This is a genomic window from Burkholderia cepacia, from assembly GCF_001718835.1.
Taxonomy (GTDB): domain Bacteria; phylum Pseudomonadota; class Gammaproteobacteria; order Burkholderiales; family Burkholderiaceae; genus Burkholderia; species Burkholderia cepacia_F.
In genome coordinates, this window is sequence record NZ_CP013444.1 from 2,832,306 (window position 1) to 2,855,831 (window position 23,526).

Annotated in this window: 25 protein-coding genes and 1 pseudogene; 11 read left to right on the top strand and 15 right to left on the bottom strand. The window is 70.5% G+C overall.

Features of this window, described 5'->3' with window-relative positions; translation table 11 throughout:
• Positions 1–97: 97 nt before the first annotated feature.
• Entirely contained in the window at positions 98–718 is a 621-nt protein-coding gene (locus tag WT26_RS32410) for a hypothetical protein (RefSeq protein WP_196222173.1), read from the bottom strand.
• 238 nt (positions 719–956) lie between these two features.
• Here WT26_RS32410 and WT26_RS32415 point away from each other — a divergent pair, with 238 nt between their 5' ends.
• Positions 957–1,442 (top strand): HrpB1 family type III secretion system apparatus protein, encoded by a 486-nt coding sequence (locus WT26_RS32415; protein WP_069271633.1) that lies wholly within the window; start codon positions 957–959, stop codon positions 1,440–1,442.
• Between the two features lie 118 nt (positions 1,443–1,560).
• Here WT26_RS32415 and WT26_RS32420 read toward each other — a convergent pair whose 3' ends face one another.
• Positions 1,561–2,172: a GNAT family N-acetyltransferase gene (locus WT26_RS32420; RefSeq protein ID WP_069271634.1), complete on the bottom strand. Its 612-nt coding sequence runs from the start codon at positions 2,170–2,172 to the stop codon at positions 1,561–1,563.
• Between the two features lie 273 nt (positions 2,173–2,445).
• Between WT26_RS32420 and WT26_RS36835 the strand changes: the two genes are divergently transcribed.
• Positions 2,446–3,186 (top strand): hypothetical protein, encoded by a 741-nt coding sequence (locus tag WT26_RS36835; RefSeq protein WP_080485798.1) that lies wholly within the window; start codon positions 2,446–2,448, stop codon positions 3,184–3,186.
• Between the two features lie 46 nt (positions 3,187–3,232).
• On the opposite strand, the gene WT26_RS32430 is transcribed toward WT26_RS36835, so the two are convergent.
• The 12 genes from WT26_RS32430 to sctU all read right to left on the bottom strand — a co-directional run bounded on the left by WT26_RS32430 (position 3,233) and on the right by sctU (position 14,007).
• Positions 3,233–4,675 (bottom strand): helix-turn-helix transcriptional regulator, encoded by a 1,443-nt coding sequence (locus WT26_RS32430; protein WP_069271635.1) that lies wholly within the window; start codon positions 4,673–4,675, stop codon positions 3,233–3,235.
• Between the two features lie 204 nt (positions 4,676–4,879).
• On the bottom strand, positions 4,880–5,335 hold the full coding sequence (locus WT26_RS32435; RefSeq protein WP_042588545.1) for a CesT family type III secretion system chaperone: 456 nt from the start codon (positions 5,333–5,335) through the stop codon (positions 4,880–4,882).
• Between the two features lie 90 nt (positions 5,336–5,425).
• A complete protein-coding gene (locus WT26_RS38205; RefSeq protein WP_010089258.1) occupies positions 5,426–5,602 on the bottom strand; it encodes a hypothetical protein in 177 nt (58 codons plus the stop codon).
• Between the two features lie 166 nt (positions 5,603–5,768).
• Positions 5,769–6,020, bottom strand: coding sequence for a hypothetical protein (locus tag WT26_RS32440; protein WP_060415212.1), 252 nt, complete (start codon positions 6,018–6,020; stop codon positions 5,769–5,771).
• A gap of 27 nt (positions 6,021–6,047) precedes the next feature.
• On the bottom strand, positions 6,048–7,055 hold the full coding sequence (hrpD5, locus tag WT26_RS32445) for an HrpD5 family protein (RefSeq protein ID WP_069271917.1): 1,008 nt from the start codon (positions 7,053–7,055) through the stop codon (positions 6,048–6,050).
• A 162-nt stretch (positions 7,056–7,217) separates the two neighbouring features.
• Positions 7,218–8,102 carry a type III secretion system protein gene (locus WT26_RS32450; protein WP_069271636.1) on the bottom strand — a complete coding sequence of 295 codons (885 nt, stop codon included), beginning with the start codon at positions 8,100–8,102 and terminating at the stop codon, positions 7,218–7,220.
• Positions 8,099–8,362 carry a type III secretion system export apparatus subunit SctS gene (sctS, locus tag WT26_RS32455; RefSeq protein WP_010089251.1) on the bottom strand — a complete coding sequence of 88 codons (264 nt, stop codon included), beginning with the start codon at positions 8,360–8,362 and terminating at the stop codon, positions 8,099–8,101. The genes WT26_RS32450 and sctS overlap by 4 nt, the downstream gene beginning before the upstream one ends.
• A 33-nt stretch (positions 8,363–8,395) precedes the next feature.
• Positions 8,396–9,046 carry a type III secretion system export apparatus subunit SctR gene (gene sctR / locus WT26_RS32460; protein WP_010089250.1) on the bottom strand — a complete coding sequence of 217 codons (651 nt, stop codon included), beginning with the start codon at positions 9,044–9,046 and terminating at the stop codon, positions 8,396–8,398.
• Positions 9,033–10,199: a type III secretion system cytoplasmic ring protein SctQ gene (gene sctQ, locus WT26_RS32465; protein ID WP_069271637.1), complete on the bottom strand. Its 1,167-nt coding sequence runs from the start codon at positions 10,197–10,199 to the stop codon at positions 9,033–9,035. The genes sctR and sctQ overlap by 14 nt, the downstream gene beginning before the upstream one ends.
• 48 nt (positions 10,200–10,247) lie before the next feature.
• Entirely contained in the window at positions 10,248–10,856 is a 609-nt protein-coding gene (sctP, locus tag WT26_RS32470; protein ID WP_059589159.1) for a type III secretion system protein SctP, read from the bottom strand.
• Positions 10,853–12,925 (bottom strand): type III secretion system export apparatus subunit SctV, encoded by a 2,073-nt coding sequence (sctV, locus tag WT26_RS32475; protein ID WP_010089245.1) that lies wholly within the window; start codon positions 12,923–12,925, stop codon positions 10,853–10,855. The genes sctP and sctV overlap by 4 nt, the downstream gene beginning before the upstream one ends.
• Complete coding sequence (gene sctU, locus WT26_RS32480) at positions 12,922–14,007, bottom strand: type III secretion system export apparatus subunit SctU (protein ID WP_010089244.1); 1,086 nt, start codon at positions 14,005–14,007, stop codon at positions 12,922–12,924. The genes sctV and sctU overlap by 4 nt, the downstream gene beginning before the upstream one ends.
• 235 nt (positions 14,008–14,242) lie before the next feature.
• On the opposite strand from sctU, the gene WT26_RS32485 reads away from it, so the two are divergent.
• The 9 genes and pseudogenes from WT26_RS32485 to WT26_RS32525 all read left to right on the top strand — a co-directional run bounded on the left by WT26_RS32485 (position 14,243) and on the right by WT26_RS32525 (position 21,936).
• Complete coding sequence (locus WT26_RS32485; RefSeq protein ID WP_060138729.1) at positions 14,243–14,830, top strand: HrpB1 family type III secretion system apparatus protein; 588 nt, start codon at positions 14,243–14,245, stop codon at positions 14,828–14,830.
• 13 nt (positions 14,831–14,843) lie between these two features.
• Positions 14,844–15,260 (top strand): type III secretion protein HrpB2, encoded by a 417-nt coding sequence (locus WT26_RS32490; protein WP_059917481.1) that lies wholly within the window; start codon positions 14,844–14,846, stop codon positions 15,258–15,260.
• The gene (gene sctJ / locus WT26_RS32495) at positions 15,257–16,111 is read left to right on the top strand and encodes a type III secretion system inner membrane ring lipoprotein SctJ (protein WP_060025463.1); all 855 of its coding nucleotides are present in this window, start codon (positions 15,257–15,259) and stop codon (positions 16,109–16,111) included. Before WT26_RS32490 ends, sctJ begins: the two co-directional genes overlap by 4 nt.
• Complete coding sequence (locus WT26_RS32500; RefSeq protein ID WP_069271638.1) at positions 16,108–16,800, top strand: type III secretion protein HrpB4; 693 nt, start codon at positions 16,108–16,110, stop codon at positions 16,798–16,800. The genes sctJ and WT26_RS32500 overlap by 4 nt, the downstream gene beginning before the upstream one ends.
• Positions 16,785–17,501, top strand: a complete 717-nt coding sequence (gene sctL, locus WT26_RS32505) for a type III secretion system stator protein SctL (protein WP_069271639.1) — start codon at positions 16,785–16,787, stop codon at positions 17,499–17,501. Before WT26_RS32500 ends, sctL begins: the two co-directional genes overlap by 16 nt.
• A complete protein-coding gene (sctN, locus tag WT26_RS32510; RefSeq protein ID WP_059479802.1) occupies positions 17,498–18,826 on the top strand; it encodes a type III secretion system ATPase SctN in 1,329 nt (442 codons plus the stop codon). The genes sctL and sctN overlap by 4 nt, the downstream gene beginning before the upstream one ends.
• A complete protein-coding gene (locus WT26_RS32515; RefSeq protein ID WP_069271640.1) occupies positions 18,823–19,341 on the top strand; it encodes a type III secretion protein HrpB7 in 519 nt (172 codons plus the stop codon). The genes sctN and WT26_RS32515 overlap by 4 nt, the downstream gene beginning before the upstream one ends.
• Positions 19,338–20,135, top strand: a pseudogene (gene sctT / locus WT26_RS32520) (type III secretion system export apparatus subunit SctT); the annotation flags it as partial. The gene WT26_RS32515 and the pseudogene sctT, both read left to right, overlap by 4 nt.
• Positions 20,136–20,202: 67 nt before the next feature.
• Positions 20,203–21,936: a hypothetical protein gene (locus tag WT26_RS32525; protein WP_069271641.1), complete on the top strand. Its 1,734-nt coding sequence runs from the start codon at positions 20,203–20,205 to the stop codon at positions 21,934–21,936.
• Between the two features lie 110 nt (positions 21,937–22,046).
• Here the strand turns inward: WT26_RS32525 and WT26_RS32530 are convergent, their stop codons facing one another.
• Positions 22,047–23,051 carry a hypothetical protein gene (locus tag WT26_RS32530; protein ID WP_059803568.1) on the bottom strand — a complete coding sequence of 335 codons (1,005 nt, stop codon included), beginning with the start codon at positions 23,049–23,051 and terminating at the stop codon, positions 22,047–22,049.
• Positions 23,052–23,526 lie beyond the last annotated feature (475 nt).

Below are 23,526 nucleotides of genomic sequence, written 5' to 3' on the forward strand. Positions count from 1 at the left end.
AATGATTGGACGGGCCGCGACGCGGCGGCGCGAGCGCGCAGTGTGACCCGATTCGAAAGCGCTTGTCCAGTGCCGCCGCGCCGCGTCGCCCGCACGGTCAGAAGTCGGCCTTCTGATTGAGGTCGCCCGCGCTCACCGTCACCTCGTCCGACGTGAACTCCATGTTGCCGCCCGCGCCTTGCTTGCCGACGTGCGCGTTCATGAGCGGAATGCCGCCCGTCTCGAGGCGCTCCAGCTCCTTCGTCGCGCCGGAGTTCAGCTTCACGTTGCCGTCCTTGTCGACGGTGCCGACCGAATTGCCGCTGCCGTTGTACAGGTTGCCCTGCGAGTCCATCTTCAGGTGCAGCGCCTCGCCGCCCGCCTTCGTGTTCAGCTTCACGTCGCGCATGTCCTCGCCGGGCTTGCCGCCGGTCGGCGTCGACACATGGTTGGTCGGGCCGTTCTTGCCGGTCGGCGTGTTGTTGCCCGTCGGCGTGTTGCCGGACGAATCGTCGCCGACGTTCGTGTCGTCGCCGCTGCCCGAATCGTCCTGCATCAGCAGCTCCTCGATTTCGTGGAGCAGCTCCTCGATCTTCTGATCGCGGCTGCCCGACGTCGACGACGAGTGGAACTGCGTCGGATTGAGAGTCGTGTTCGAAATGCCGTTTACGCTCATGACCGTCTCGCTATGAATGTGAATCGATTGAGGGAAAGGGAAAGGAACGCGCGCGGCACTCATGCGCCCGCGGTTCGACGACAAGCTTAGGCAGCGTGTTCGCACGTGCGGCGAAGCGCGCGAAGCGACGTCGCGGCGGCCGAAACGATCGCACGCGGCGCGCGCCCGGCCGCCACGCGCGACGCGCCCCCTTCGCCCCCCTTCGCCGCGCATGACGCCGCTTCGCACGCGCCGCCCGCTCGCGCGCGCGTGACGGCGATCATCGTCGACGGATCATCTCTACTCGACGCATCGCACCGACATGGCGATCAAACCGTGCAACAAGGCCGCCTTGCGCGCGCTGCTCTCGGCCTTCTCGGCCGGGCTGCGCGCGAGCGCGCACTCGGACCTCGACGAACTGCTGCTCGCGCTGCGCGTCCTGCAGCCGCGCAACGCCGCGGTCGACCTGTGCGACGTGCGGCTGCGGATCAGCCGGCGCGACTGGATCGGCGCGCTGCACATCCTGCGCACGCTCGAAGACCAGCAGCGCGGCACGCCGCTGTGCGCGGCGCTGCAAAGCTGGTGCCTGTATGCGCTGCAGGACGACGACTGGCGGCGTTACGCGCAGACCGTGGTGATGTCGGGGGATCGGGCGTCGACGGTGCTCGTCGGCCGGTTCCTGAAGGTGGACGAGCTCGCGGACGCCGTCGGCATGCACGACGACGACGTCGCCGCGCGCATCTCGCAACTGCTGCGGCTCGACCGGTATCAGTGGGCGCGGCATGTGCATGCGAGCGGGATGGGGTGAAACGGATGCGTCGAAACGGGCAGGATCGCTCGGGATCGGCGGCGCGCGGCGCGAACGCGCGCGCGGATGCTCCTGGTCACGCCCCGTTCAAGCCTGCCCGTTCAAACCATCCGCTCGATCACGCCGCCTGCTTCTCCGACGCCTGCACGTCATCCTCCGCCACGACCTCACCCAGCGGCTGCGGCGCCTTCGTGATCGCGAACAGGTAGCTGTCGCCCGCGCTCATCCCGCGATTCGGCCGCGCCTCGTAGTTGCGCACGACGCCCTCGCGAACGAAACCGAGCTTCGGCATGAACGGCGCGGCGCGGCCCGTCACCGAGCAGAACGCCTCGATCCGGTACACGCCCGGCTGCGCGATCAGCCAGTCGAGGAACCTGCGCAGCATCTCCGACCACGCACGTGTGCGCACGCGCCCCGGCGCGAAGCTCGTCACGAGCCCGATCTCCATGCGCGGCAAACGGCCGTGCAGCTCGAGCGTGCCGATCAAGCGGCCGTCGCGCTTCTCGAATAGCCCCCAGCTAAAGAACGCGCCGCTGCGCCAGCCGTCGGCGAGACGGCCGATGCACGCGCGGGTTTCGTCGACGCTGCGATGCGTCGGCCACGGCAGGTCGAGCGTCGTCGCCGGATCGCCGAACAGCGCGTCGAAGGCTTCGGGAGCGTCGTCGGCGGCGAGCGGGCGCAGGTGGAGGCGGTCGGTTTCGATCCGCTCGGGCGGACGGATGGCGTTCATCGGTGGCTCCGGGTCAGGGAAGGGATGCGCCGATTGTCGGGTGCCGCCGCGCGAGCGCGCCGCACGCGCACGAAGACGCGGCAGCGTGCGCGAATGGCGATCGTGCGGCGATCGTGCGCGCCGCACCGACGCGACGACGTTCGCGCGCGGGTGCATCGCTTCGCGCGGTAGCCGGCCGCGGCGCACCGGTCCGCGTACAGTGCCGCCGTGCGCCGCCCCTGCCCGTCGCTCGACGGGACACGCCGGCACACGCATTTCTTCAGGAGCCGTATCGTGACTCGAATCGACTCTCGGTCCGTGCCGACCACCACGAACGCGGGGCAAGACGACCGCGCCGGCCTGGCGGGCGGCGCGAACGCCACGGTCACGCTCAAGCGGCGCAACGCTATCCGCGCCAAGCCGCCGGGGCTGACGTCTTCGGGTAATCCGCTGCAACGGGCGCGCTTGTCGAGCAGGCACGGCGTCGCATCGTCCGGCCAGCCGTCCCTGCTCGAAGCGACGCCTGCCGAATTGCAGGCGGTCGCGCATCTCCCGGTTCTGAAGCCGACCGTGCTTCATTCGGCGCGTTCGCACGAAGGCCATCTCATCGACCTGAGCGATCCGCCGACGACGACCAGGCCGGCCGGTACGCCACCGTCGCTGCTCGAAGCGACGCCCGACGAATTGCAGGCGGTCGCGCATCATCCGGTTCTGCAACCGACCGTGCCGCATTCCGCCCATGCGCAGGAAGGCCATCTCATCGACCTGAGCGACGCGCCGCCGGCAACGCCATCCGCCCATGTGCAAGCTGCGCCGCTCGGCGCCGCGCACGGAACCCATGGCGCGCAGCATGGCTCGCAGGCGTTCGCAGCGGCCGGCATGCCGGGCATCCAGCAGATCGAGCACGAGACGAGGCAGATGATCGGGATGCAGCGCGCCATCGGTTTCCAGAACCAGTTGCTCGCGGTGGCCGAGATGCTCAACAGCTTCAGGATGAAGCTGCTCGACATGATCAAGAAGGAGGTGTCGTCGTAGCCATCGAAGCGATGCGGCGACGCATGATGCGTCGCCGCCCGCGCCCTCAACGCTCGAACGTCTGCGAAGGCGCTTCGTCGAACATCCGCCGATAGCCGTTGACGAGCGTCGATCGATGCTGGATTCCCCAGCGGCTCGCGATTTCGAGCACGCTCGCCGCGCGCGGCGCGTCGGACAGGAGCTCGCCGCGAATCCGCTCCATCCGTTGCCGCCGGATCAGCTCGCTCGGCGACAGCCCGAGATAGGTCTTGAACGCCGCCTGCAATGCGCGCTCGGTCACGTCGATGTGCGCCGCGATCTCGCGCACCGACAGGTCGCGCTGGTCGAGCCGCTCCATCAGGTAGCGATACGCGCGCCGGTACTTGCCGGGCAGCCGCGCGCTGACGTCGTCGCTCGGCGCGGCCGCGTGCGTGCCGCAGCGCGCGATTGCGAGCGCGGGCGCGAGCGCCGCGCCGTCCGAGCGCACGTGCCGCACCGACGCGAGCGCATAGCGCGCATACAGCGACGACGATTCGCGAATCCGCCCCTGCTGCTCGCGCACCTTCGCCGCGCAATACAGATAGTCGAGCGTCCAGCGCACGTGCGAGCCGCAGCGCCCGGCCGCGTCGCGATACGGCGCGATCATCGTGTCGGCGACGTTCGGCGCCTGGCCGGCCAGCGCCGCGAGCGCGACTTCGAGGCGCACGCTGCGCTGGTAGTCGGCGAGGCCCGCCTTCGCGCACCAGCTCACGTGCGCATCGATCCGCGCGAGCGCCGCGTGGTCGCCGGACGCGAGCGCATGCACCTGCCGCATGTAGTCGACGCGCATCCGCAGCAGCGGCAGCGCGTCGGCGCCGGCCGCGGGCGTGGCCGTGGCCGCTTCCGCGAACGCGGACAACGGCAGGTCGGCCAGCGCGGAGCGCCAGTAGACGTGGTCGCCGAGCGCGTCGGCGCGGCCGACACCGTATTGCAGCAGCAAGTCCGCACGCAGCGCGCCCGTGAGCTGCAGCCAGCGCGGATCGGCGTCGCGGGCGGCCGCGTCGAGCATGTCGAGCGCCGTCATCGCGTCCTCGGCGCGGCCCAGATGATGCATGACCACGCATTCGCCGACGAGGCTCTCGAGCTTCTGCGCGGCGCTCGCCGCGCGGTCGTCGGCAATCCGCCGGAAGCCGGCCTGCGCGACGCCGAAACGGTTCTGGAAGAACGCCTGCCAGCTTGCGTTGCGGCAGGTCATCACGCGCGTCTGGTCGCGCGATTCGCGCAGCAGCTTCTGCGCGCGGCGGAACGTCTCCTCGGCTTCCTCGAAGCGGCCGAGCACGAGCTGAATGTCGGCGTACGCGTGGACGTCGCGCACGTCGGCGGCCGGGTCGCCCGGCTCGGCGTCGCAGCGCGCGGCGATGCACGCGGCCGCTTCGGCGAAGCGGCCGTCGAGCACGCGCGCAGCGTAGGCGCCGGTCGACGACGGGTTGGCGAGCGTGGCGGCGGCGGCAAAATAGAGTGTCGAAAACATCGCGGATCCTCTCGGCAAGCGGGTTCGAATACGAAGGGTTCGGGCTCGATCCGCGCGCTGCGCCGCCGCTCGTCGCGGGGCGCAGCGCGTGGATGCGTGCCGCTATCGTCTCGTTCGCGCCGGATCCGCGCAGCAGTTTGTGACGTTCCGTTACGATTGGCTCGCCCGTCAGGGTCTCACGTCGGGCTCGCCCGTTGCGCGCCGCTACACCCTCAGCCAGAAATATTCGCCGGACGCGATCCCGCTGAACATCTCGTCGCCCGATTCGATGATGTTCTGCCGCCAGTAGCGGCCGTGCTCCGCGTAGTGCGCGAACAGGTCGGCGAGCGTCTCGCCCGTCACGTCCGGCGTGAGCGGCAGCCGCATCAGCAGCACGATGCTGCCCGTGTCCGCGTCGATCCCGAGCTGCGCCTGGTCCTGCGCGTAGATCAGCAGGTTCGCCTCCAGCAGCAGCCGGTACACCGCGAGCGTGCGGCCCGCGCTGACGATCCCGTAATGGAAGTTCACGTACATCGACTCCGGATCCTCGTCGAAGTACTCGATGCGCACGTCGAAGCCCTCGACGTCGATCGTGCGCGTCTCGAGCACGTAGTCGACGTCCGGCAGATCGACGATCGCGCACACCTCCGCGATGACCTGTTCATAACGTTCCCAACTCATGACCGTTCCACCCCGGTATCCGGCTGCCGAAAAGAAACCAGCCGGCGCTCGCGCGCCGGCCGGACAACACGATGCCGAACGGCAACCGGCTTACTGCGCCGGCTTCGACGCGTCGGAGACCATCTTCGTGGCCTGCTTCTTCACGTCGTTCTCCGCCTTCGTCATTTCCTGCATCTGCTGCAGCTTCGTTGCCGCTTTCGAAAACGCGATGCCTTCCATCGTGTCCTTGGTCATTTCGCCCAGTGCACCGCCTACCAATGCCGACATGATTACTCTCCAGAAAGTGCGTGATTCGTTCACGCGTTGACAAAGATCCGGCCCGCCGCCCGACAGGGCGACTCGCCGCTTTTTTGCCGCGCAGCGTGCGGCCTCGTCGGGCACGGCTCGCGCCGCCCCGCCCGCCGCCGCACGCTGCGCGGCGAAACCGTGGCCGCTATGCGGCCGTGATGTTCGCGTCGTGCAGCGTCGCGACGATCCGCTGCGCCGCGAGCAGCCCGCGATAGATCTTCTGCATCGCATCGCGATCGAAGTCGCTCGCCGCCTGCGCGGTGGCCACGCTCACCCGCTCGGCCGTGTCGCCGAGCGCCTGGCGCAGCGCGCCGATCCGCATCGCCGCGTCGGGCGCGCCAAGCGCCTGCTCGAGCGGCCCGCATGCATCTGCTGCCTGTTCCAATGCTTCGTACATGCTGCTTCTCCTGTCAGTTGAGTCCAGTCAGTTGAGGTCCGGCGCGCCGTCGGCCGGCGCGCCGGCAAACACGTGCTTCACGCCGTCCGGCGTCTCGATGTAGCGCACGTCGCCGATCTCGAGCATCCCCGAGTACGCGACAGGCACCGGCGCGTCGCCGGACTGGCGCGCATCGACTTCGATCGCGCGCACGTTCGGACCGACGTCGGCGCGCACGCGCTCGACCGCCTTGCGCAGCCGCACGAGGTCCGGCACGACGCCCGACACCCGAAAGCGCCCCTGCCCCGCATAGGCGACCGTCGCGCCCGATGTGCCCGATGCGCCGAGCGATTCGCCGATGCTCTGCGCGTCGTCCTGCGCGACGTCGTACTGCCGCTCGACGCGGTGCGCGGCGAGCCGGTCGAGCAGCTTGCGCGCGGCGAGGTCGTCGGCGGGCGTCGCCACCATGCCGGTGACGGCAACCATCGCGCCGCGCGGCGCCGCATGCAACTCCGCGTAGCCCGCGCGCATCAGCTCCGCGCCGATGCGCGTCGCGAGCGCGTCGGCGTGCTCGACCGGGGGCGGCGCATTCGGATGCGCGCTCGCGAGCATCGCGCCCATCGCGAGCAGGCCGGCGACCAGCGCGCCGCCCGCCGCCGCGCACGCGGCGAGCTTGCGCTGCGCGCCGCGCCGCGCCGCATCGGCGCCGGGCGGCGGCGCCCACAACGTCGCGAGCAGTTCGAGATCGCTCGGCCATGCGCCGTCCGCGGGCCCGACGCACAACGCGGTCTCGCCGAACGGCACCGGCACGAAGTCCTGCATCAGCAGCGGCGAGCCGTCCGCGTCGAACGGATCGGCGGCCGTCTCGGGCGGCACCGGCGCCGCGCGCTGGGCGCGCGTCGCGCCCTGGGCGTCGATCGACAGCAGCAGGTCGCCGTCGCGCCAGTCGGTGATGCGAATCGCCGCATCGTCGCCCGCGCCGATCCGGTGCTCGCCGGCGCCGAGCGCGATTTCCGCGCCGGCGTGCAGGCCGGTCAGGATTCGCAGCAGCTTCATCGGTTGCTCCCTATCGTGTGTCACGGGTTTCATCGGCATCGATCGAATCGATCGCGATCGGCTGGCCGCTTCGTTCTTCCATGCAGCTAGAATAGTTCGTCGCGGCCTCGCAGTTGGTTCGTCATGCGAATTCATCGCCGTGTTTGCGAAGCACCGCGACGCTCACGATCGCGGCCGCGATGCGGCCGACACGCCGCCGCGCAGCGTCCCGACGCTTGCGATCGCGCGTGCGAGCTGCGCGTTCGTCGACGGACGTTCCGCGTTGAACACGAGGAGCGGCAGCAGCAGATAGTGCGTGCTCGCGCGCTCGCTGCGCGCAGCCGACGCGTCGCGCGGCGCGGCGCCCGCGCCTTGCATCGCGTCGAGCAGCACCTGCTTCACGCCGCTCCAGCCGATCGGCGTCCACGGGCCGGAATGCAAGCGCGCGGCGAGCAGGTCCGCGTTGTGATTCAGCAGCGCGGGCGTGATGCGCGCGGCGGGCTCCGCGTCGATGCGCCGGCCGAGCTGGAGCAGCGTGTCGGCCCACAGGTGGCGCAGCGCCTGCTCGCGCTGCGCCGCGTCCGCGAGGGTCTGCGCGATGTCGCGCAGCGCGCGCTGCGCGGGCTCGGGGGCGTTCGCCGGCCGCGCGCGCGACGCGCGCACGCGCGGCAGAGCGGATACGCCGGTAGCTTCGTCGTCGCGTTCGTCCTGGTCGCGCTGCTGCCTGCCGCCGCCCTGCCCGCCCGAATGCCGGTCGTGCTCGTCGTGCGGCGCGACGTGCGCGTGCGACACCGCCGCTTCATCTCCGCCGTCGAACGATTCCTCCTGGCTCTCGGCGCGCCGCCGCCGGCGCGAGCCCGCCGCGGCCGTCTTCGGGCGCGGCTTCAGCTTCGCGAGCATCTGGTTGCGCGCGGCGGCCGCGTTCGCCTGAAAGCCGTTCGAATACGTGAAGCGCGTGCCGTACTTGCCGTAGGTCGTCGCGGTGCGCGCGCGCAGCGGCCGGCGCCGCCGCGGATCGGGCTTCGCCGCGTGGAGGGTCTGCGCGATCGCGCGCGTGATGCGGCTCACGACGGCACCGCCGCCGACAGCAGCTGCTGCGCGAAATGCAGGATCTCGGCGGCGGCCCACGGCCCGGCGATCGCGACGGTCACCGTCACCGCGACGAGCTTCACGCCGTACGAGATGCTCTGCTCCTGCAGCGACGTGATCGCCTGCAGGAACGAGATCGCGAGCCCGGACGCGGCCGCGACGAGCACGACGGGCAGCGAAATGTAGAGACACAGCATCATGCCTTGCGACGTGAGCCGGATCAGGTCGTCGGTTTCCATCGGGCGAGCCTCCTCGAAACGGGAAATCGGGAATCAGGAATAGGTCAGCACGAGCCCGTGCACGAGCGTCGACCAGCCGTCCATCACGACGAACAGCATCAGCTTGAACGGGATCGCGACGTTGGTCGGCTGCACCTGGTTCATCCCCATCGACATCAGCACGTTCGCGATCACGAGATCGACGATGATGAACGCGATGTAGAGGATGAAGCCGATGCGGAACGCGTCGGTCATCTGCGCGAGCGTGAACGCGGGCGCGAGCACGATCAGGTCGTCGTCGCGCAGCTGCGCGGCCGCGGCCTTCGGCCAGATCACCGACGCCGAGCGCAGGAAGAAGCGTTTCTCGCGCTCGCGCGAGTGCGCGGCGAGGAACTGGCGGAACGGCTCCTTCGCCGCGCCGAACGCCTGCAGCATCGCCTGCGTCGGCTGCGGCGACAGCGCCTGCCCCTGCAGCTGCTGCTGCGCGGCGAAGCCGATCGGCGCCATGATGTACAGCGACACGAGGATCGCGATGCCGTTCAGCACCATGTTCGGCGGCACCTGCTGCACGCCGAGCGCGTTGCGCAGCAGGCCGAGCACGACGACGATCTTCGCGTACGACGTGACCACCATCGCGATGAACGGCACCATGCTCATCACGAGCACGGCGATCAGCAGGCCGGTGATGTCGTTAAACTGAACCATCGTCGCCCGCCATCCGGTCGATCCTCACGCCGAGATGCGCGCCCACCGCGACCAGCCGGCCGCCGCCGATCGCCTGGCCGTACGCGACGAGCCGCACCGGCACGTCGCGCGCGGCGAGCGGCAGCTCGAGCACGTAGCCCGGCCGCAGCGCGGCCAGCTCGGCGATCGACAGCGACAGCGTGTCGATCTCGACGTGCACGGGCAGGTCGACGTCGCCGAGGTCGGCCGGCTCGGGCGCAGCGCCCGGCGCGTCGTCGTCCGGCGCATCGGCGGGTGAATCGGCCGGTGAGCCGGCCGGCAGGTCTCCCGCGACGATCGGCTCGTCGAGATCGTCGGCGGTGTCGGGTGTTTCGATCATCGTCATCGTGGTTCCCTCGATCAGAACGGTTGCATGCCATTGCGTCGCGCGACGCGCGCCCCACCATGCGTGCAGCGGCCCCGCCCGCGCGGCGCCGAGCGCGGCCGGCGCGAGGTCCAGCAGCACGTCGCCCGGCCGCAGGCTGCGCAGCACCGCGAGCGGCAGCCTGCGCGAGCCGAGCCGCACGCGGCCGGGCAGGCGCACGCGCGCGAGCTGGCCTGCCGCGTCGGGCAGCCGCTCGCCGCGCAATCGCGCCGCGAGCGCGTCGAGCCACGGCATCGACGCGTCGAGCAGCGCGCAGCGCAGCGGCGCGCCGTCGAGCGCGAACGACAGCACGCAGCGCGTCGCGTCGAGCGCCGCAGGAGGCGCGGCACGCAGCCCGCCGATCGTCACGCCGTCGAGCCCCGCCGCCGCGAACGCGGCGACGAGCGGCGCGAGCAGCGCCGACGCGAGCGCCGTGCGCAGCGACACGCTGGCGTCGCCCCGCGCGTCGAGCGCGGGCGCTGCGACGACGTCGAGCGCCGGAAACGCCGCGAGGTCGATCGCGATGCGCGCGGTCGCGCCGTTCCATCGCAGGTCGAGCACGCCGGGGCGCTCGAAGCGCGGCCGCTCGTCCGTCGCCGCGCGCCAGCCGGACAGCGCCGGGAAGCGCGCGAGCCACGCGGCGAGCCGCGCGTCGGCGACGATGCGCGCAAGCGCCGCGTCGAACGCGCTGCACGCGGGCAGCGGCAGGGCGGCATCGATGCCGCGCGGCGCGGCGGTGTCGGGTTCCAGTTCGATCGGCTCGGTATCCATCGTCGCGGCTGGTCGGGATCGGTTGCGGGTTCGATTGCGCGCGCTCGCTCAGTCGACGTCGATCTCGATCGTGCGCGGCGCGCCGTGATGCGCGAGCAGCGTGTCGAGTCGCGCGTGCAGCGTCGCGCCATGGGTGCAGAGTAAGTGCCGCGTCGCCGCGTCCGGCGTTTCGAACCGAAGCCGCAAGTCGAAACGCGAAAGAACGAGGTGCAGCACCGTGTCCGGCAGCAGCGCGGCGTCGAGCGGCAGGCTGATTTCCCACTGGCCCGCCGCGTCGCCACCGCACAGCGCGGCGATCTCGGTCGCGAGCGCCTCGGCGACGCGCACCATCCGCTCGCGCTGCGCGAACACCTGGTTGACGAACGCATCGGAGCCCGCGCACGCGCGCGCCATCGCCTCGCGCCCGACCGCGTCCGGCAGCGCGGCCGGATCGCGCTCGAACGACGGCAGCGCGCCGTCGCGCCACGGCAGCGACGCGTCGCGCCGCCGCTCGTCGTCCGCCGATGCGCGCTCGCCGGCGGGCGCGACGCGCGAGCGCCGCATCAATTGCGCATAGTCGAAGCCGCGCCGGGCCGCGCGCGCCGCCGACGCGCCGCCCGTTTCGGCCACCGGCTCGCCCGCGATGATCCGCACGGGCCTCAGGTCGGCGGCGCTCATGCGTGGGCCGCCGTCGGCATCGTCACGCGGCCGACCGGCTGCAATTCGACCTGGTCGCCGAGCTCCTGGTACGAATAGACGGGCAGCCAGCCGAGCCGCGCCTCGATCATCCGCCGCGTGTAGCGGCGCACGTCCATCGACGTGACGAGCACGACGCCGTCGCGCGGCGTCTCGCCGACGAACGACGCGACGCTGTCGACCAGATAGCGGACCTGCTCGGGCGGCAGCGCGAGGAAGTTGCCGGCGGGCGTCTGCTTGATCGACTGCCGGATGTGCTGCTCCACGGGCAGGTCGAGCAGCACGGCCGGCAGCTGCCGTGCGCCGCGCGACGCGCGATACGCGAGATAGCGCGACAGGTCGCCGCGCACGTATTCGGCGAGCATCAGCATGTCCTTCTCCTTCGGCCCCCACGCGACGAGGCTCTCCATGATGTCGCGCGCATTGCGGATCGGGATGTGCTCCTCCAGCAGGCGGCGCAGCACGTCGGCGATGCGCTGCGTCGGCAGCGCCTTCTGCACCTCGGCGACGAGCCCCGGATAGTCGAGGCCGAGCTGGTCGAGAATCCACTGCGTCTCCTGGATGCCGAGGAACAGGTGCGCGTTGCGCCTGAGCAGCGCAATCGTTTCGTGCGCGATCACCTGCCCGGCCTGCCACGCGCGCGCGCCGGCCGGCACCGCCTTGTCGTCGATCCAGTAGCTCTCGGCGAGGCCGCCCGCGGGCCCGCGCTTCGTGCAGCGGCCGGCGAGCGCCGGGTCCGACGCCGCGTCGGGCAGCATCGTCTGGCCGGCGGGCAATTCGAGCCGCGCCTGCGGCACGTCGCGCATCAGGATCTCGCACGTCGCTTCGGGCAGCGCGTCGCTCGTCCACAGCGTGATGCCGGGAAACGGCAGCCCCTGCTCCTCCTGCAGCTTCGCGCGCTCCTCGTCGAACGCGCGATCGAGCGCGGCGGGCGCGAGCCGCGCGACGAGATCGGGCGACACCCGCACGCCGATCGCGCACGTGAACAGCGGCGCGCGCGGCAGGATCGACGGCGTGCTGCTCTTCGCGCCGGCGCGTTGCAGCGCGATCACCGGCTCGCCGCGCGCGGCCGTGCGGCGCGCGCCCTTCTGCAGCCGGTAGCCGGCGAACGCGAGCGTCGCCGACAGCAGCACGAACAACGCTGCCGGAAAGCCCGGCACCGCGGCGAAGCCGACCAGCAGCACCGCCGCGAAATACAGCGCGCGATGGCTGCCGCCCAGCTGCTTCGCGATCTCGGCGCCGAGCGACGTGCCTTCGCCTTCGTCGTGATCGTCGGCGACGCGCGTGATCATCACGCCCGCCGCGACCGAGATCAGCAGCGACGGGATCTGCGACACCATCGCGTCGCCGACCGACAGGATCGAGAAGCGGTTCGCGGCTTCCCCCGCCGTCATCCCGTGGTACATCACGCCGATCGCGATGCCCGCGACGATGTTGACGAGCGTGATGATGAGCCCCGCGATCGCGTCGCCCTTCACGAACTTCATCGCGCCGTCCATCCCGCCGTGCAGCTGGCTCTCCTTCGCGAGCGTCGCGCGCTTGCGGCGCGCCTCGTCGGGCGTCAGGATGTTTGCGCGCAGGTCCGCGTCGATGCTCATCTGCTTGCCGGGCATCGCGTCGAGCGTGAAGCGCGCGCCGACCTCGGCGACGCGCTCCGAGCCCTTCGCGATCACGATGAACTGCACGATCGTGATGATCAGGAACACGACGAGGCCGACGACGAGATTGCCGCCGACGACCAGCTCGCCGAAGCTCTCGATGATGTCGCCCGCGTTCGCGTGCAGCAGGATCGACTTCGTCGACGCGATGTTCAGCGACAGCCGGTACAGCGTCGTGAACAGCAGGATCGACGGAAACACCGACAGCGACACGATGCTGCCGACGTACATCGTCACCATCAGCAGCGTGACGCTGATCGCGATGTTGAAGCCGAGCAGCACGTCGATCACTTCCGGCGGCAGCGGCAGGATCATCAGCGACACGATCGCGACGACCAGCACCGTGATGCCGACCTCGCCGCCGGCGGGTAACTTGAGGGTTTTCAGCGTCATGACGACCTCGCGGAGGGAACGGCGGCGGCCTCGGCGCGGGCGCCCGCGACCGATTCGACCCAGCGCAGGATCGCGGCCACCGTTTCGAACAGTTCTTCGGGAATCGCCGCGTCGCGCTCGACGCGGTACAGCGCGCGCGCGACGGGCGGGTTGCCGACGATCGGCACGCCGAGCGCGTGCGCGTGGCGGCGCAGCGCGAGCGCGCCGTCGTCGACGGCCTTCTCGATCACCCGCGGCAGCGGATGCTCGTCGGGCGCGTAGCGGATCGCGACCGCGTAGTGCGTCGGGTTGACGACGAGCACGTTCGCCTGCCCGACCTTCTGGCGCGGCGGCGCGCTCGTCGCGATCTCGCGCGCGAGCCGGCGGCGCTCGCCCTTCGTGTGCGGATCGCCTTCGCTCTCCTTGTGCTCGCGCTTCGTCTCTTCCTTCGTCATCCGGTTGTCGCGAATGAACATCACGCGCGCGATCTTGTAGTCGGCCGCCGCGAACACCACCACGACCAGCACGACGACGCCGAGCAGCTTCATCAGCACGGTCCACAGCACGCGCGACAGCTGCGGCGTCGGCTCGTACACGCTCGCGACGACGAGCGGGAACAGCGACGTCATCATCTTCCAGATCACGCATGCGAGCACGACCGCCTTGACGATCATCTTCACGAGCTCGAGCAGCGACTTCAGCGAGAAGATCCGCTTGATGCCGTTCATCGGATTGAGCGCGTCGAACTTCGGCATCACGGGCTCGAGCGTGATCATGAAACCCGCCTGCGGCGCCTGCGACACGATGCCCGCGACGATCGCGGCGACGACGAACGGCAGCATCGTCAGCGCGGCGCTCGCGGCGAGGTCGTGCAGCGCGGCGAGCGTCGCCTGCGGCGTGCGCTCGCCCTGCACGAAGTCGAGCGCGGTGCGGATCGCGCGCGTCAGCCCGCCCGTCAGCATCGATTCGCCGGCCGTCATCACGCCGATCACGGCCGCCAGCGTCACCGCGTCCGCGACGTCCTTGCTCTTTGCGACCTGGCCCTTCTCGCGCACCTTCTTCAGCTTTTTCTCGGTGGGCTCTTCGGTTTTCTCTTCGGCCATCGCCGCCGTTCCTGTCGAGAGTAGGACATGGCGCGTACGTTAGCGGCGCGCGGCGCTTCAGGCGCGCGCCGACCCGAAGCCGCGCCGTCGGGCGCGAAGCGCGCAGGACGCTTCGCACCGCGCGCGCGCGCTTCGCATCGATGGCCGGGCGGGCAGCGCGCGCTGCTACCTTGCGCTCCATACGCCTTTCCCTCAACGACATGCGCCGCTCGCGCGGCGACACGGAGCGCACACCATGGACGAATCACGGCCGACCTATCTGCGATGCAGCCAAGCGGCGCTGAACGAACTGATCGACGCGGCGAGCCTCGCGCTCGGCGGCGCGCTCGACGGCCCGGCCGCCGATCCCTACGACATCGGCCTGCTGATCGACGCGCTGCGCGTGCTCGCGCCGCAACTGCCGGCCGCCGACATGTTCGACGGCATGCTGCACGTCGCGCTCGGCAACTTCGACGACGCGGTGCGCGTGTTCGCGGAGATCGCGAACGGCAGGACGAACGCGATCTACGGCAAGGCGCTGCTCGCGTTCGCGCTGCAGCTCAAGCGCGATCCGGAATGGCGGATCGCCGCCGACGAGGTGCTCGCGGCGGGCAGTCCCGCGCAGGCGGTCGCGCTCGTGCGCGCGCTCGAGCGGCAGCACGACGTGCTGCTCGCGAAGGAGCATGCGGACCGCACCGGTGTGTGGGAACTGCCCGAATCGGCCGCGGCGGCGAACGGCGATGCGACCGATGGGGCCGAGGGAGCGAACGCAGCGCCCGCGAACCCGGCGGTCGGCTTCGATGCGCAGGCCGCGTTCGCGCATCAGCAGTATCTGCGTCTTTGACGAGGAGGCACGCATGAACGCCCCGCTTTCCCCGATCGACCTGACCCGCGCGCTCGACGTCGCGTTCTCCGACACGGCGGCGGCGCCCGCCGGCGCCACGAGCCATGTCCCGCCCGACGTTTCGCCCGACGTCGCCGGCCGTTTCCAGGCGCTGATGGCCAACGCGACACCGACGCCGCCCGTCTCGCACGCGCAGGAAGGCAGCGCGATCTCGAAGCTCGTCGAGACGTCGGACGCCGCGATCAGGCAAACGCTCGACAACGCCGCGTACCTGAGCCAGCACGCGGACGACCTGTCGATGAACGAGATGTTCGCGGCGTCGATCCAGGCGTCGGCCGAGGCCACCGCGATGCAGATCGACCTGCAGGCGAAGATGGGCGTCGTCACGTCGACGAAGGACGCGATCGGCTCGCTGATGAAGAACCAATGATCATGGACCGACTTCGTCCCCCGACCTGCGCCGCCGGCCGCCGCCGCACGGCCCGGCTCGCCGCGCTGCTCGCGAGCGCCGTGCTCGTCGCCGGCTGCCAGCAGGAGCTGTACGGCGGCCTCGCCGAGCGCGACTGCAACGAGATGATGGCCGCGCTGCTGCAGAACGGCGTCGACGCGCAGAAGAAGACGCCCGACGGCGGCAAGACGTGGACGCTCGCCGTCGACGACAAGCAGATCGTCAAGGCGATGGAAGTGCTGCGCGCGCGCGGGCTGCCCGCGACGCGCTACGACGATCTCGGCGCGCTCTTCAAGAAGGACGGCCTCGTGTCGACGCCGACCGAGGAGCGCGTGCGGTTCATCTACGGCGTGTCGCAGGAGCTGTCGGACACGCTGTCGAAGATCGACGGCGTCGTCGTCGCGCGCGTGCACATCGTGCTGCCGAACAACGATCCGCTCGCGCAGGTCGCGAAGCCGTCGTCGGCGTCGGTGTTCATCAAGTACCGGCCGAACGCGAACCTCGCGACGCTCACGCCGCAGATCAAGAACCTCGTCGTCCACAGCGTCGAAGGGCTGACCTACGACGAAGTGAGCGTCACGTCGGTCGCCGCCGATCCGGTCGATCTCGTGTCGGCCGCGCAGCCTCCCGCGCAGAAGTCCGGCGGCGCGACGCTCGTCGGCGTGCTGGTCGCGATCTTCGCGTGCGTCGCGCTCGCGGCGGCGGGCGGCGCGCTGTGGTGGCGCGCGCGCAGGCACGGCGGCGCGGGCGGCCTCGCCGCGCGGCTGCGCGGCGGCAATGGCGGCGGCAGCGCGAACGCCGCGGCTGCGCCTCAGCAGGCTGGCGCGCGATGAGCGGCGGCGCGCCGGCCGCGAGCGTCGCCAGCGTCTCGACGCGGGCCGCATGGCTCGCCGGCTACGACGCGAACGCGCGACGCGCGGCCGACTGGGTTCACGCGAGCTGGCACGGCGCGCTCGCGCCGCTCGTCGCGACGATGCAGGACCATGCGCCCGCGCTGCGCGCCGCATGCTCGCTGCTGCTGTTGCGCACGCTCGGAGCGCCGTCGCCGTCGCTCGACGGCTTCGATGCGCCCGCCGACCGGCTTGCCGCGCTGCCCGTCGCCGACACGCTGCGGCTGTTGCGCGTGCGGGCGCTGCTGTTCCGGCGCACCGAGCTGCGCCACTGGATCGACCGCGCGAGCCGGATGCGGCTCGCCGGCTGGGTCGGCGCCGACGGCTGCCGCGCGCTCGCCGCACTCTCGGCGCTGCCTGACGCGCCGCGCGCGCGCGACCTCGAGCGCCGCGAGCCGCCCGTGCCGCTCGCGCAACGCTGCGGCGACGACCTCGCATGGGAAGGCTGGTGCCTGTTCGAGCTCGAGCGGGCCTGGTCGCCGGCGGGGCCGATGCGCATCGTGCGCCTCGCGCTGCCGCGCGACGCCGCGCGCGCGCCGTGGATCGAACGCGCGGCGGCGGACGCGGACGGCGCGACGCTGCTCGCGCGCCTGCCGTCGCTGTTTCCGGAGTGGTCATGGCTTTTTGGCTGAAGAACCGGCGGATTCCGCTCGCCGACGATCTCTGCATCGACGCGCCGCACGGCGTGCTGCGCCGCGACGCGTTCGAGACGGTCGAAGCGCTCGACGCCGCGCTCGACGCGCTCGCGGCGGAACGCGACGCCGTGCTGCGCGCGGCCCGCGACGACGCCGAACGGATCGCCGCCGACGCGCGCGCGCGGGCCGACGCGCTCGTCGCGGCCGCGCAGCGCGAGCACGACAGCGCGTACGCGCGCGGCTACGACGCGGGCCGCGCGCAGGCGATCGCCGACTGGCACGCGCAGGCGGCCGATTCGTTCGAGCAGGAGCGGCGCGTGCGCGACCGGATGCGCGAGCGGCTCGCGGAGCTCGTCGCCGCGGCCGTCCAGCAGATGGTGCGCGCGGAGGACGCGCGCGGGCTGTTCGCGCGCGCGGCGGAGACGGTCGAGCGCGTCGTCGCCGGCGCGAGCTATCTGACGGTGCGCGTGTGCGACGCCGATTACGACGCCGCGCGCGAGCAGTTCGGGCTGCTCGCCGACGCATGGCGCCGGCAGGGACGCAACGTGCCCGTCGACGTCGTGGTCGAGCCGCGCGTCGCGCGCGGCACCTGCGTGTGCGAATCCGATTTCGGCACCGTCGACGCGAGCCTCGACACGCAACTGAACGCGATCCGCGCGGCGCTCACCCGCGCGCTCGACGACGCGAGCCGCCCATGAACGCGCTGACCGACCTGTCCCGCGTCGCCGACGCGATGGCCGCGCGGCTCGCGATCGAGCCCGCCGTCGGCATGACCGGCAAGGTGCTCGAAGTGATCGGCACGCTCGTGCGCGTCGTCGGCCTCGAAGCGACGCTCGGCGAGCTGTGCGAGCTGCGCAGCGCATCGGGCGCGCTGCTCCAGCATGCGGAAGTGGTCGGCTTCACGCGCAACGTCGCGCTGCTGTCGCCGTTCGGCACGCTCGGCGAGATCAATCGCGGCACGCGCGTGATCGGCTTGCGGCGGCCGCTGTCGGTGAAGGTCGGCAACGGCATCCTCGGGCGCGTGATCGACAGCTTCGGCGAGCCGATCGACGGGCGCGGCCCGCTCGACTACGATGCGCTGCGCCCCGTGCTCGCGCCGCCGCCGAACCCGATGTCGCGACGGATGGTCGACGCGCCGCTCGCGACCGGCGTGCGGATCGTCGACGGCCTGATCACGCTCGGCGAAGGCCAGCGGATGGGGATCTTCGCGCCCGCCGGCGTCGGCAAGAGCACGCTGCTCGGCATGTTCGCGCGCGGCGCGTCGTGCGACGTCAACGTGATCGCGCTGATCGGCGAGCGCGGCCGCGAAGTGCGCGAGTTCGTCGAGCTGATCATGGGCGAGGACGGCATGGCGCGCTCGGTCGTCGTGTGCGCGACCTCCGACCGCTCGTCGATCGAGCGCGCGAAGGCCGCGTACGCCGCCACCGCGATCGCCGAGTATTTCCGCGACCAAGGCAAGCGCGTGCTGCTGATGATGGATTCGCTGACGCGCTTCGCGCGCGCCGGCCGCGAGATCGGCCTCGCGGCCGGCGAGCCGCCCGCGCGGCGCGGCTTCCCGCCTTCCGTGTTCGCCGAGCTGCCGCGCCTGCTCGAGCGCACCGGGATGGGCGAGCAGGGTTCGATCACCGCGCTCTACACGGTGCTCGCCGAGGACGACTCCGGCAGCGACCCGATCGCCGAGGAAGTGCGCGGCATTCTCGACGGCCACATCATCCTGTCGCGCGAGATCGCCGCGCGCAACCAGTATCCGGCGATCGACGTGCTCGGCAGCCTGTCGCGGATCATGCCGCAGGTCGCGACGCGCGAGCACGTCGGCGCGGCCGGCCGGCTGCGCCAGCTGCTCGCGAAGCATCGCGAGATCGAGACGCTGCTGCAGCTCGGCGAATACCAGGCGGGCAGCGACCCGGCGGCCGACGAGGCGGTCGCGAAGATCGACCGGATTCGCGCGTTCCTCAACCAGCGCACCGACGAGTACTCGCCGCCCGACGCGACGCTCGCCGCGCTGCACGCGCTCGTCCAGTGAAGAGCCGCAAACAGCGCGCCTTCGAGACGCTGCTCGCGCGGCGCGAGCAGCGCGGCGCGAAGCTGCGCGCGGAGCAGGGTGTGCTGCGCGCCGAACGCGACGCGGCGGCGGCCGAGCTCGCGCAGGGCGAAGCGCATGCGCACGCGAAGCTCGATGCGGCGAATCGCCATGCGGCGCGCGTCGACGCGATGGCGGCCGGCCAGGCGCCGTTCCTGATCGGCGACTACACGGCGTGCCGCCGCTATCGCGACGCGCTGCTCGACGAGCACGCGCTCGCGAGCGCGCAATGCGCGCGGCTGCGCGCGGCATTGCAGGCGAAGCTCGACCAGCTCGCGGCGAGCGCGCGCCGGATCGCGCGCAACGACGCGCAGATCGTCGTCGTGCGCGAGCGGATCGGCCGGCTCGCGCGCGCGGCCGAGGCGGCCGCCGAAGACGCGCAGGACGAGGAAATCGAGGAAGGCGTGCTCGCACGCCGGCTCGCGGCCGGGCGGGCATCCAACGAGACGGACGCATGAGCACCTACGACATCTTTCCGCTGCAGCACCTGGGCGACGAATTCATCAGCTTCATCGTGCTGCTCGCGCTGTCGAGCGAGCGGCTGCTCGTGATCATGACGATCCTGCCCGCGACCGCCGACAACGTGATGAAAGGCCCGATGCGCAGCGGCGCGGCCGCGGTCTGGTGCCTGTTCGTCGCGGGCGGGCAACAGGCGCTGATGCCGCAGCTTCACGGCGCGTTTCTCATGATCACGTGCGCGAAGGAGGCCGTGATCGGGCTCGTGCTCGGCATCGCGGCGTCGACCGTGTTCTGGGCCGCCGAGGCGATCGGCACCTACGTCGACGACCTCGCCGGCTTCAACAACGTGCAGATGCAAAACCCGAGTTCGGGCACGCAGACGTCGCTGATGGCGACGCTGTTCGGGCAACTGACGATCGCGTCGTTCTGGATGCTCGGCGGCATGACGTTCCTGCTCGGTGCGCTGTACGAATCGTATGCGTGGTGGCCGCTCGGGTCGTTCGACCCGGTTCCCGCGCCGCTGCTCGAACTGTTCGCGCAAGCGCGGATCGACATGCTGATGAACATGGTCGCGCGGATCGCGACGCCGATGATGGCGATGCTGCTGCTCGTCGACCTGGGCCTCGCGTTCGTCTCGCGATCGGCGCAGAAGCTCGACCTGATGTCGGTCAGCCAGCCGCTCAAGGGCGCGATCGCGGTGCTGATCGTCGCGGTGCTGGCGGGGAGTTTCGTCAGCGAGATGCGCGGGCAGATTTCGCTGGCGGGACTCGCGCAGCAGGTTAAACAGCTTGCCGGTCATTAGCGGGCATCGTCGTTCATGTCGTTTTGCCCGTACTCATCCACTCAGGAGGCACGTCGTCATGTTGAGATCCGTTCAGCAGTCAACGCAGTCGTCCACCGTCGCCGATCCGGATCGGAACGCGTCGGACCCCTCGTCGAGCCGGCCGCCTCAGCGGCCGACGCGCCCGCTCGGCGTGTTTTCGCACGGCCAGTTGCGCAGTCGCCACGCGCCCGCCTCGGCCCATCAGACCCGCAACGACGAACCGCCGCAGTTGCCGCCGCTGGCGTTCGGCGGCCTGATCGGCGAGCCGGCGCATACGCAACTGCCAGGAGAAACGCCCGGCTCGCACGGCACTACGTCGCCGACGAACGAACGTGCGCAGCCTCCGCTCGCCGCGGCGGACATCATCGAACCGGTCGAGCCTCCTCCTCCGCCAGCGACACCGACCGCGCCCCCGCAGACCGACCCGCCACTGCAGCCGGCCACGAACGCGTTCCACGCACCGAACCCCGGGCACCAGCCCGGCCAGGCCTACGACCGCAGCAAGCCGGGCTTCACGCTCGTCGAGGCGAACGGCATCCGCCCGCTCGCGCCGCTGCTCAGCGCCATCGCCGCCAACCAGCACGGCGCGGCCGCAACCGGCCTCGCGATCGGCGGGCTCGGGGCAGGCCTCGCGCACGAGACCGCCGGCGCCAGCATGAACGGCCATGCGCTGTTCGCGTCGTGGCGCAAGCGGCAGCGCTACGACCGGCAGTTGTCGGCGATGCGCGAGCACGACGTTGCGGCGTTCCGCAACGCCGCTATCGACAGCGATGCGCGCCGGCTCGACCGGCTGATTCTCGGGCGCGATCGCAACGGCAAGCTCGACTACAACGTCGACAAGGTGATGAAGCTCGCGGCAAACGACGATCCGCTGCTCGCGGCCGAAAGCGCGCATGCGAAGGACGTGCTGCTGACGCTGTACATTCGCCACGAAGTCGCCGGCAAGCGGATGAGCCGCGCCGCCTACGAGCTCGGGCGCAACGCGCTCGGCATCGCGTCGGGTGCGGCGCTGGTCGCCGGCACGCACGGGCTCGCGGTCGCGCCGGCGAGCGCGGGCGCCGTCGCGGCAAAACAGACGGGCTTCGCGCTCGCGCTGGCGAACGCGCTCGACATCGGCAAGGGCGTGCGCGGCCTGAAGCAGCGGATGCGCAACGACAAGGCGCGCGAGATCGACCGCAACGCGTTGCGAGGCCGCATGATGCTCAATGTGAGCGTCATCGACGACGAAACGCCCGACGAGGTGATCAAGGGCATCCATGCGGTGCTGAAGGACAACGGCCGGATCGAGGCCAATCAGAAAAGGTTCCGCACGTTCTTTCCGGGACGCTGGATCAACGAGAAGAAATCGACGGCGAACAAGAACGAGATGGCCGACCTGACGGCCAAGCACGCGATGACGATCGTCGACCGCAGCATCGATCGCTTCGCCGGTGCCGGCCCTGCGAAGCTGCATGCGTTTTATGCGGGCATTCATGTGAAGAACGCGTCGACGTCGCAGAAGCAGCGCGCGCTGCGCGACGCGATCGACAACGATGCCGACCTCGTCGACGCGCTCAACCTGATGCGCGATCTCGGCATGCGCGACGGCGAGGCGCGCGTTGCAATCGAAAGCCTGATCGTGCGGCGGATCGAGATCGGTCTCGCGAACGATGCGGCGACGTCGCGCGCCCGCGCGACGGACGCGGGCCGGAAGTACGCGGAAGAGGCCGCGTCGGGCGAACGCGCGCCCGACGACGTCACGGCAATGCGCACGGTGCTGCAGCGACGGTGAGCGACGCGCAACGCTCGAGGCGGACACGATCCGCCTCGCCGGAGGAATTGCGGAGTACCACAGCGCCATCGTGCCACCCGTCGCGCATCAGCGGTTGCAACAACACGCGTTCATTCGGACCGCTCGAACTTGTACTTCTTGCGACGTTCGGCCGCGCCCGTCGATTCGTCGACGGTCGTGCGCCGATGGCCGTACCCGTATTCCTCGAGATCCCCTTCGGAATCGCTGCCCGATGCATAGCGCTGCATGTTGGTTCCCCTCACCGCGTTGCCGGATTCGAGTCCATAGATGCGATTGTGCGTCGACGGTTGCGGATAGACATTGGGATGCGGCGTTGTGATGCTCACGCTCACGTCGTGGCGGCCCATCCGCTCGGGCATGCGCAACGTATCGTTCACGAGGCGCTGCGTCGAATAACCGGGCGTGCCCTGCGGCACCCGCGGCATCTGGAAGTGCAGGTTCGAATTCGGCGGAACCTGCGACAATCGCTGCGCGGCTTCGGCCTGGCTGAGGTCGACGCCGTGCAGGATCGGCACGCCGAGCGCGGCCAGGTCGCGCTCATTCTGCCGGTATTGCGCGTAATGAGGGCGATTCTCATCGGTTTCGTACGTCGTGACGGCCATCCGGTTCGCGAGCGACGGATCGCGGCGCTGGCGCGCCACCGCCGCAGAAAGGTCGCCTTCGGACAGGTACACTTGATCGCGACCGCGCAGGTTGTCCTCGGGCCTGCGCATCTGGCCCGGCGGATGCATCAAGCCGACAGTCGGCCGATAGCCGTGGATATGCGACTCCGCCACTTCGACCTGCCGGCCGCCGACCTGGAACACGTGGCGCCCGTCATTCTGCGACGGACCGATGTACCGGCCAACGTCGTGGCCGCTGCCCGGAGACAGATTCAAGTGGAAATCGCGGCCCACGTCGTGACGGTGCGGCCGCACGCCGCCCGCCGAAGTGGGCACGCGTTGCCGCGCGGGTTGCAGATGCTCCGTGAGCGTCGACGTCTGGCGCGAGTTGCGGCTGGACCCCGCCCGCGATGTCGATTGCTCGTCGGAAGACGAGTCGTGGTTGTCGTAATTGCCGCCGACAGAATGACCGGAAATGCGTGATGCAGGCATGGCAATGCCTCCTCTCCAAGTGAGTTGATCGAACCGATACGGCACGCTCACTCTAGAGGGGCAAGTCCGTTACGCGACGAAAAAGGCGAAGACGGGTACGGCGCGGCGAATCGCTGATTCTCGTAACGCGCCTGAACCTTGTCGGGATCGGCATGCTGCGATCGGAGCCGAAGCAGAGATCACTCATGATGCCGTCCTCGTCGACTGACGCATGGAGGTGAAAGCGGAATTCCACCCTTGAAAATCCTCAGTCAATTGCCGTCATCGCGGGCAAGCGGCGCTCGGCCGGAGGGCATCGTGGAATTCGGTACCGAATCGCCACGCTCGATCTTGAAGTTTTCGATCAGGGAAACTAAATTACACCTGCTCAGGCAGTACGCCTTCCGTTGAGGGTCGCATAGTTCGTGTTTCGATTTGTTTGCTCGCGGCATGGCAAGCGAACTGGAGCGCGCAAGCCCATTTCCTTCCTTGCTGC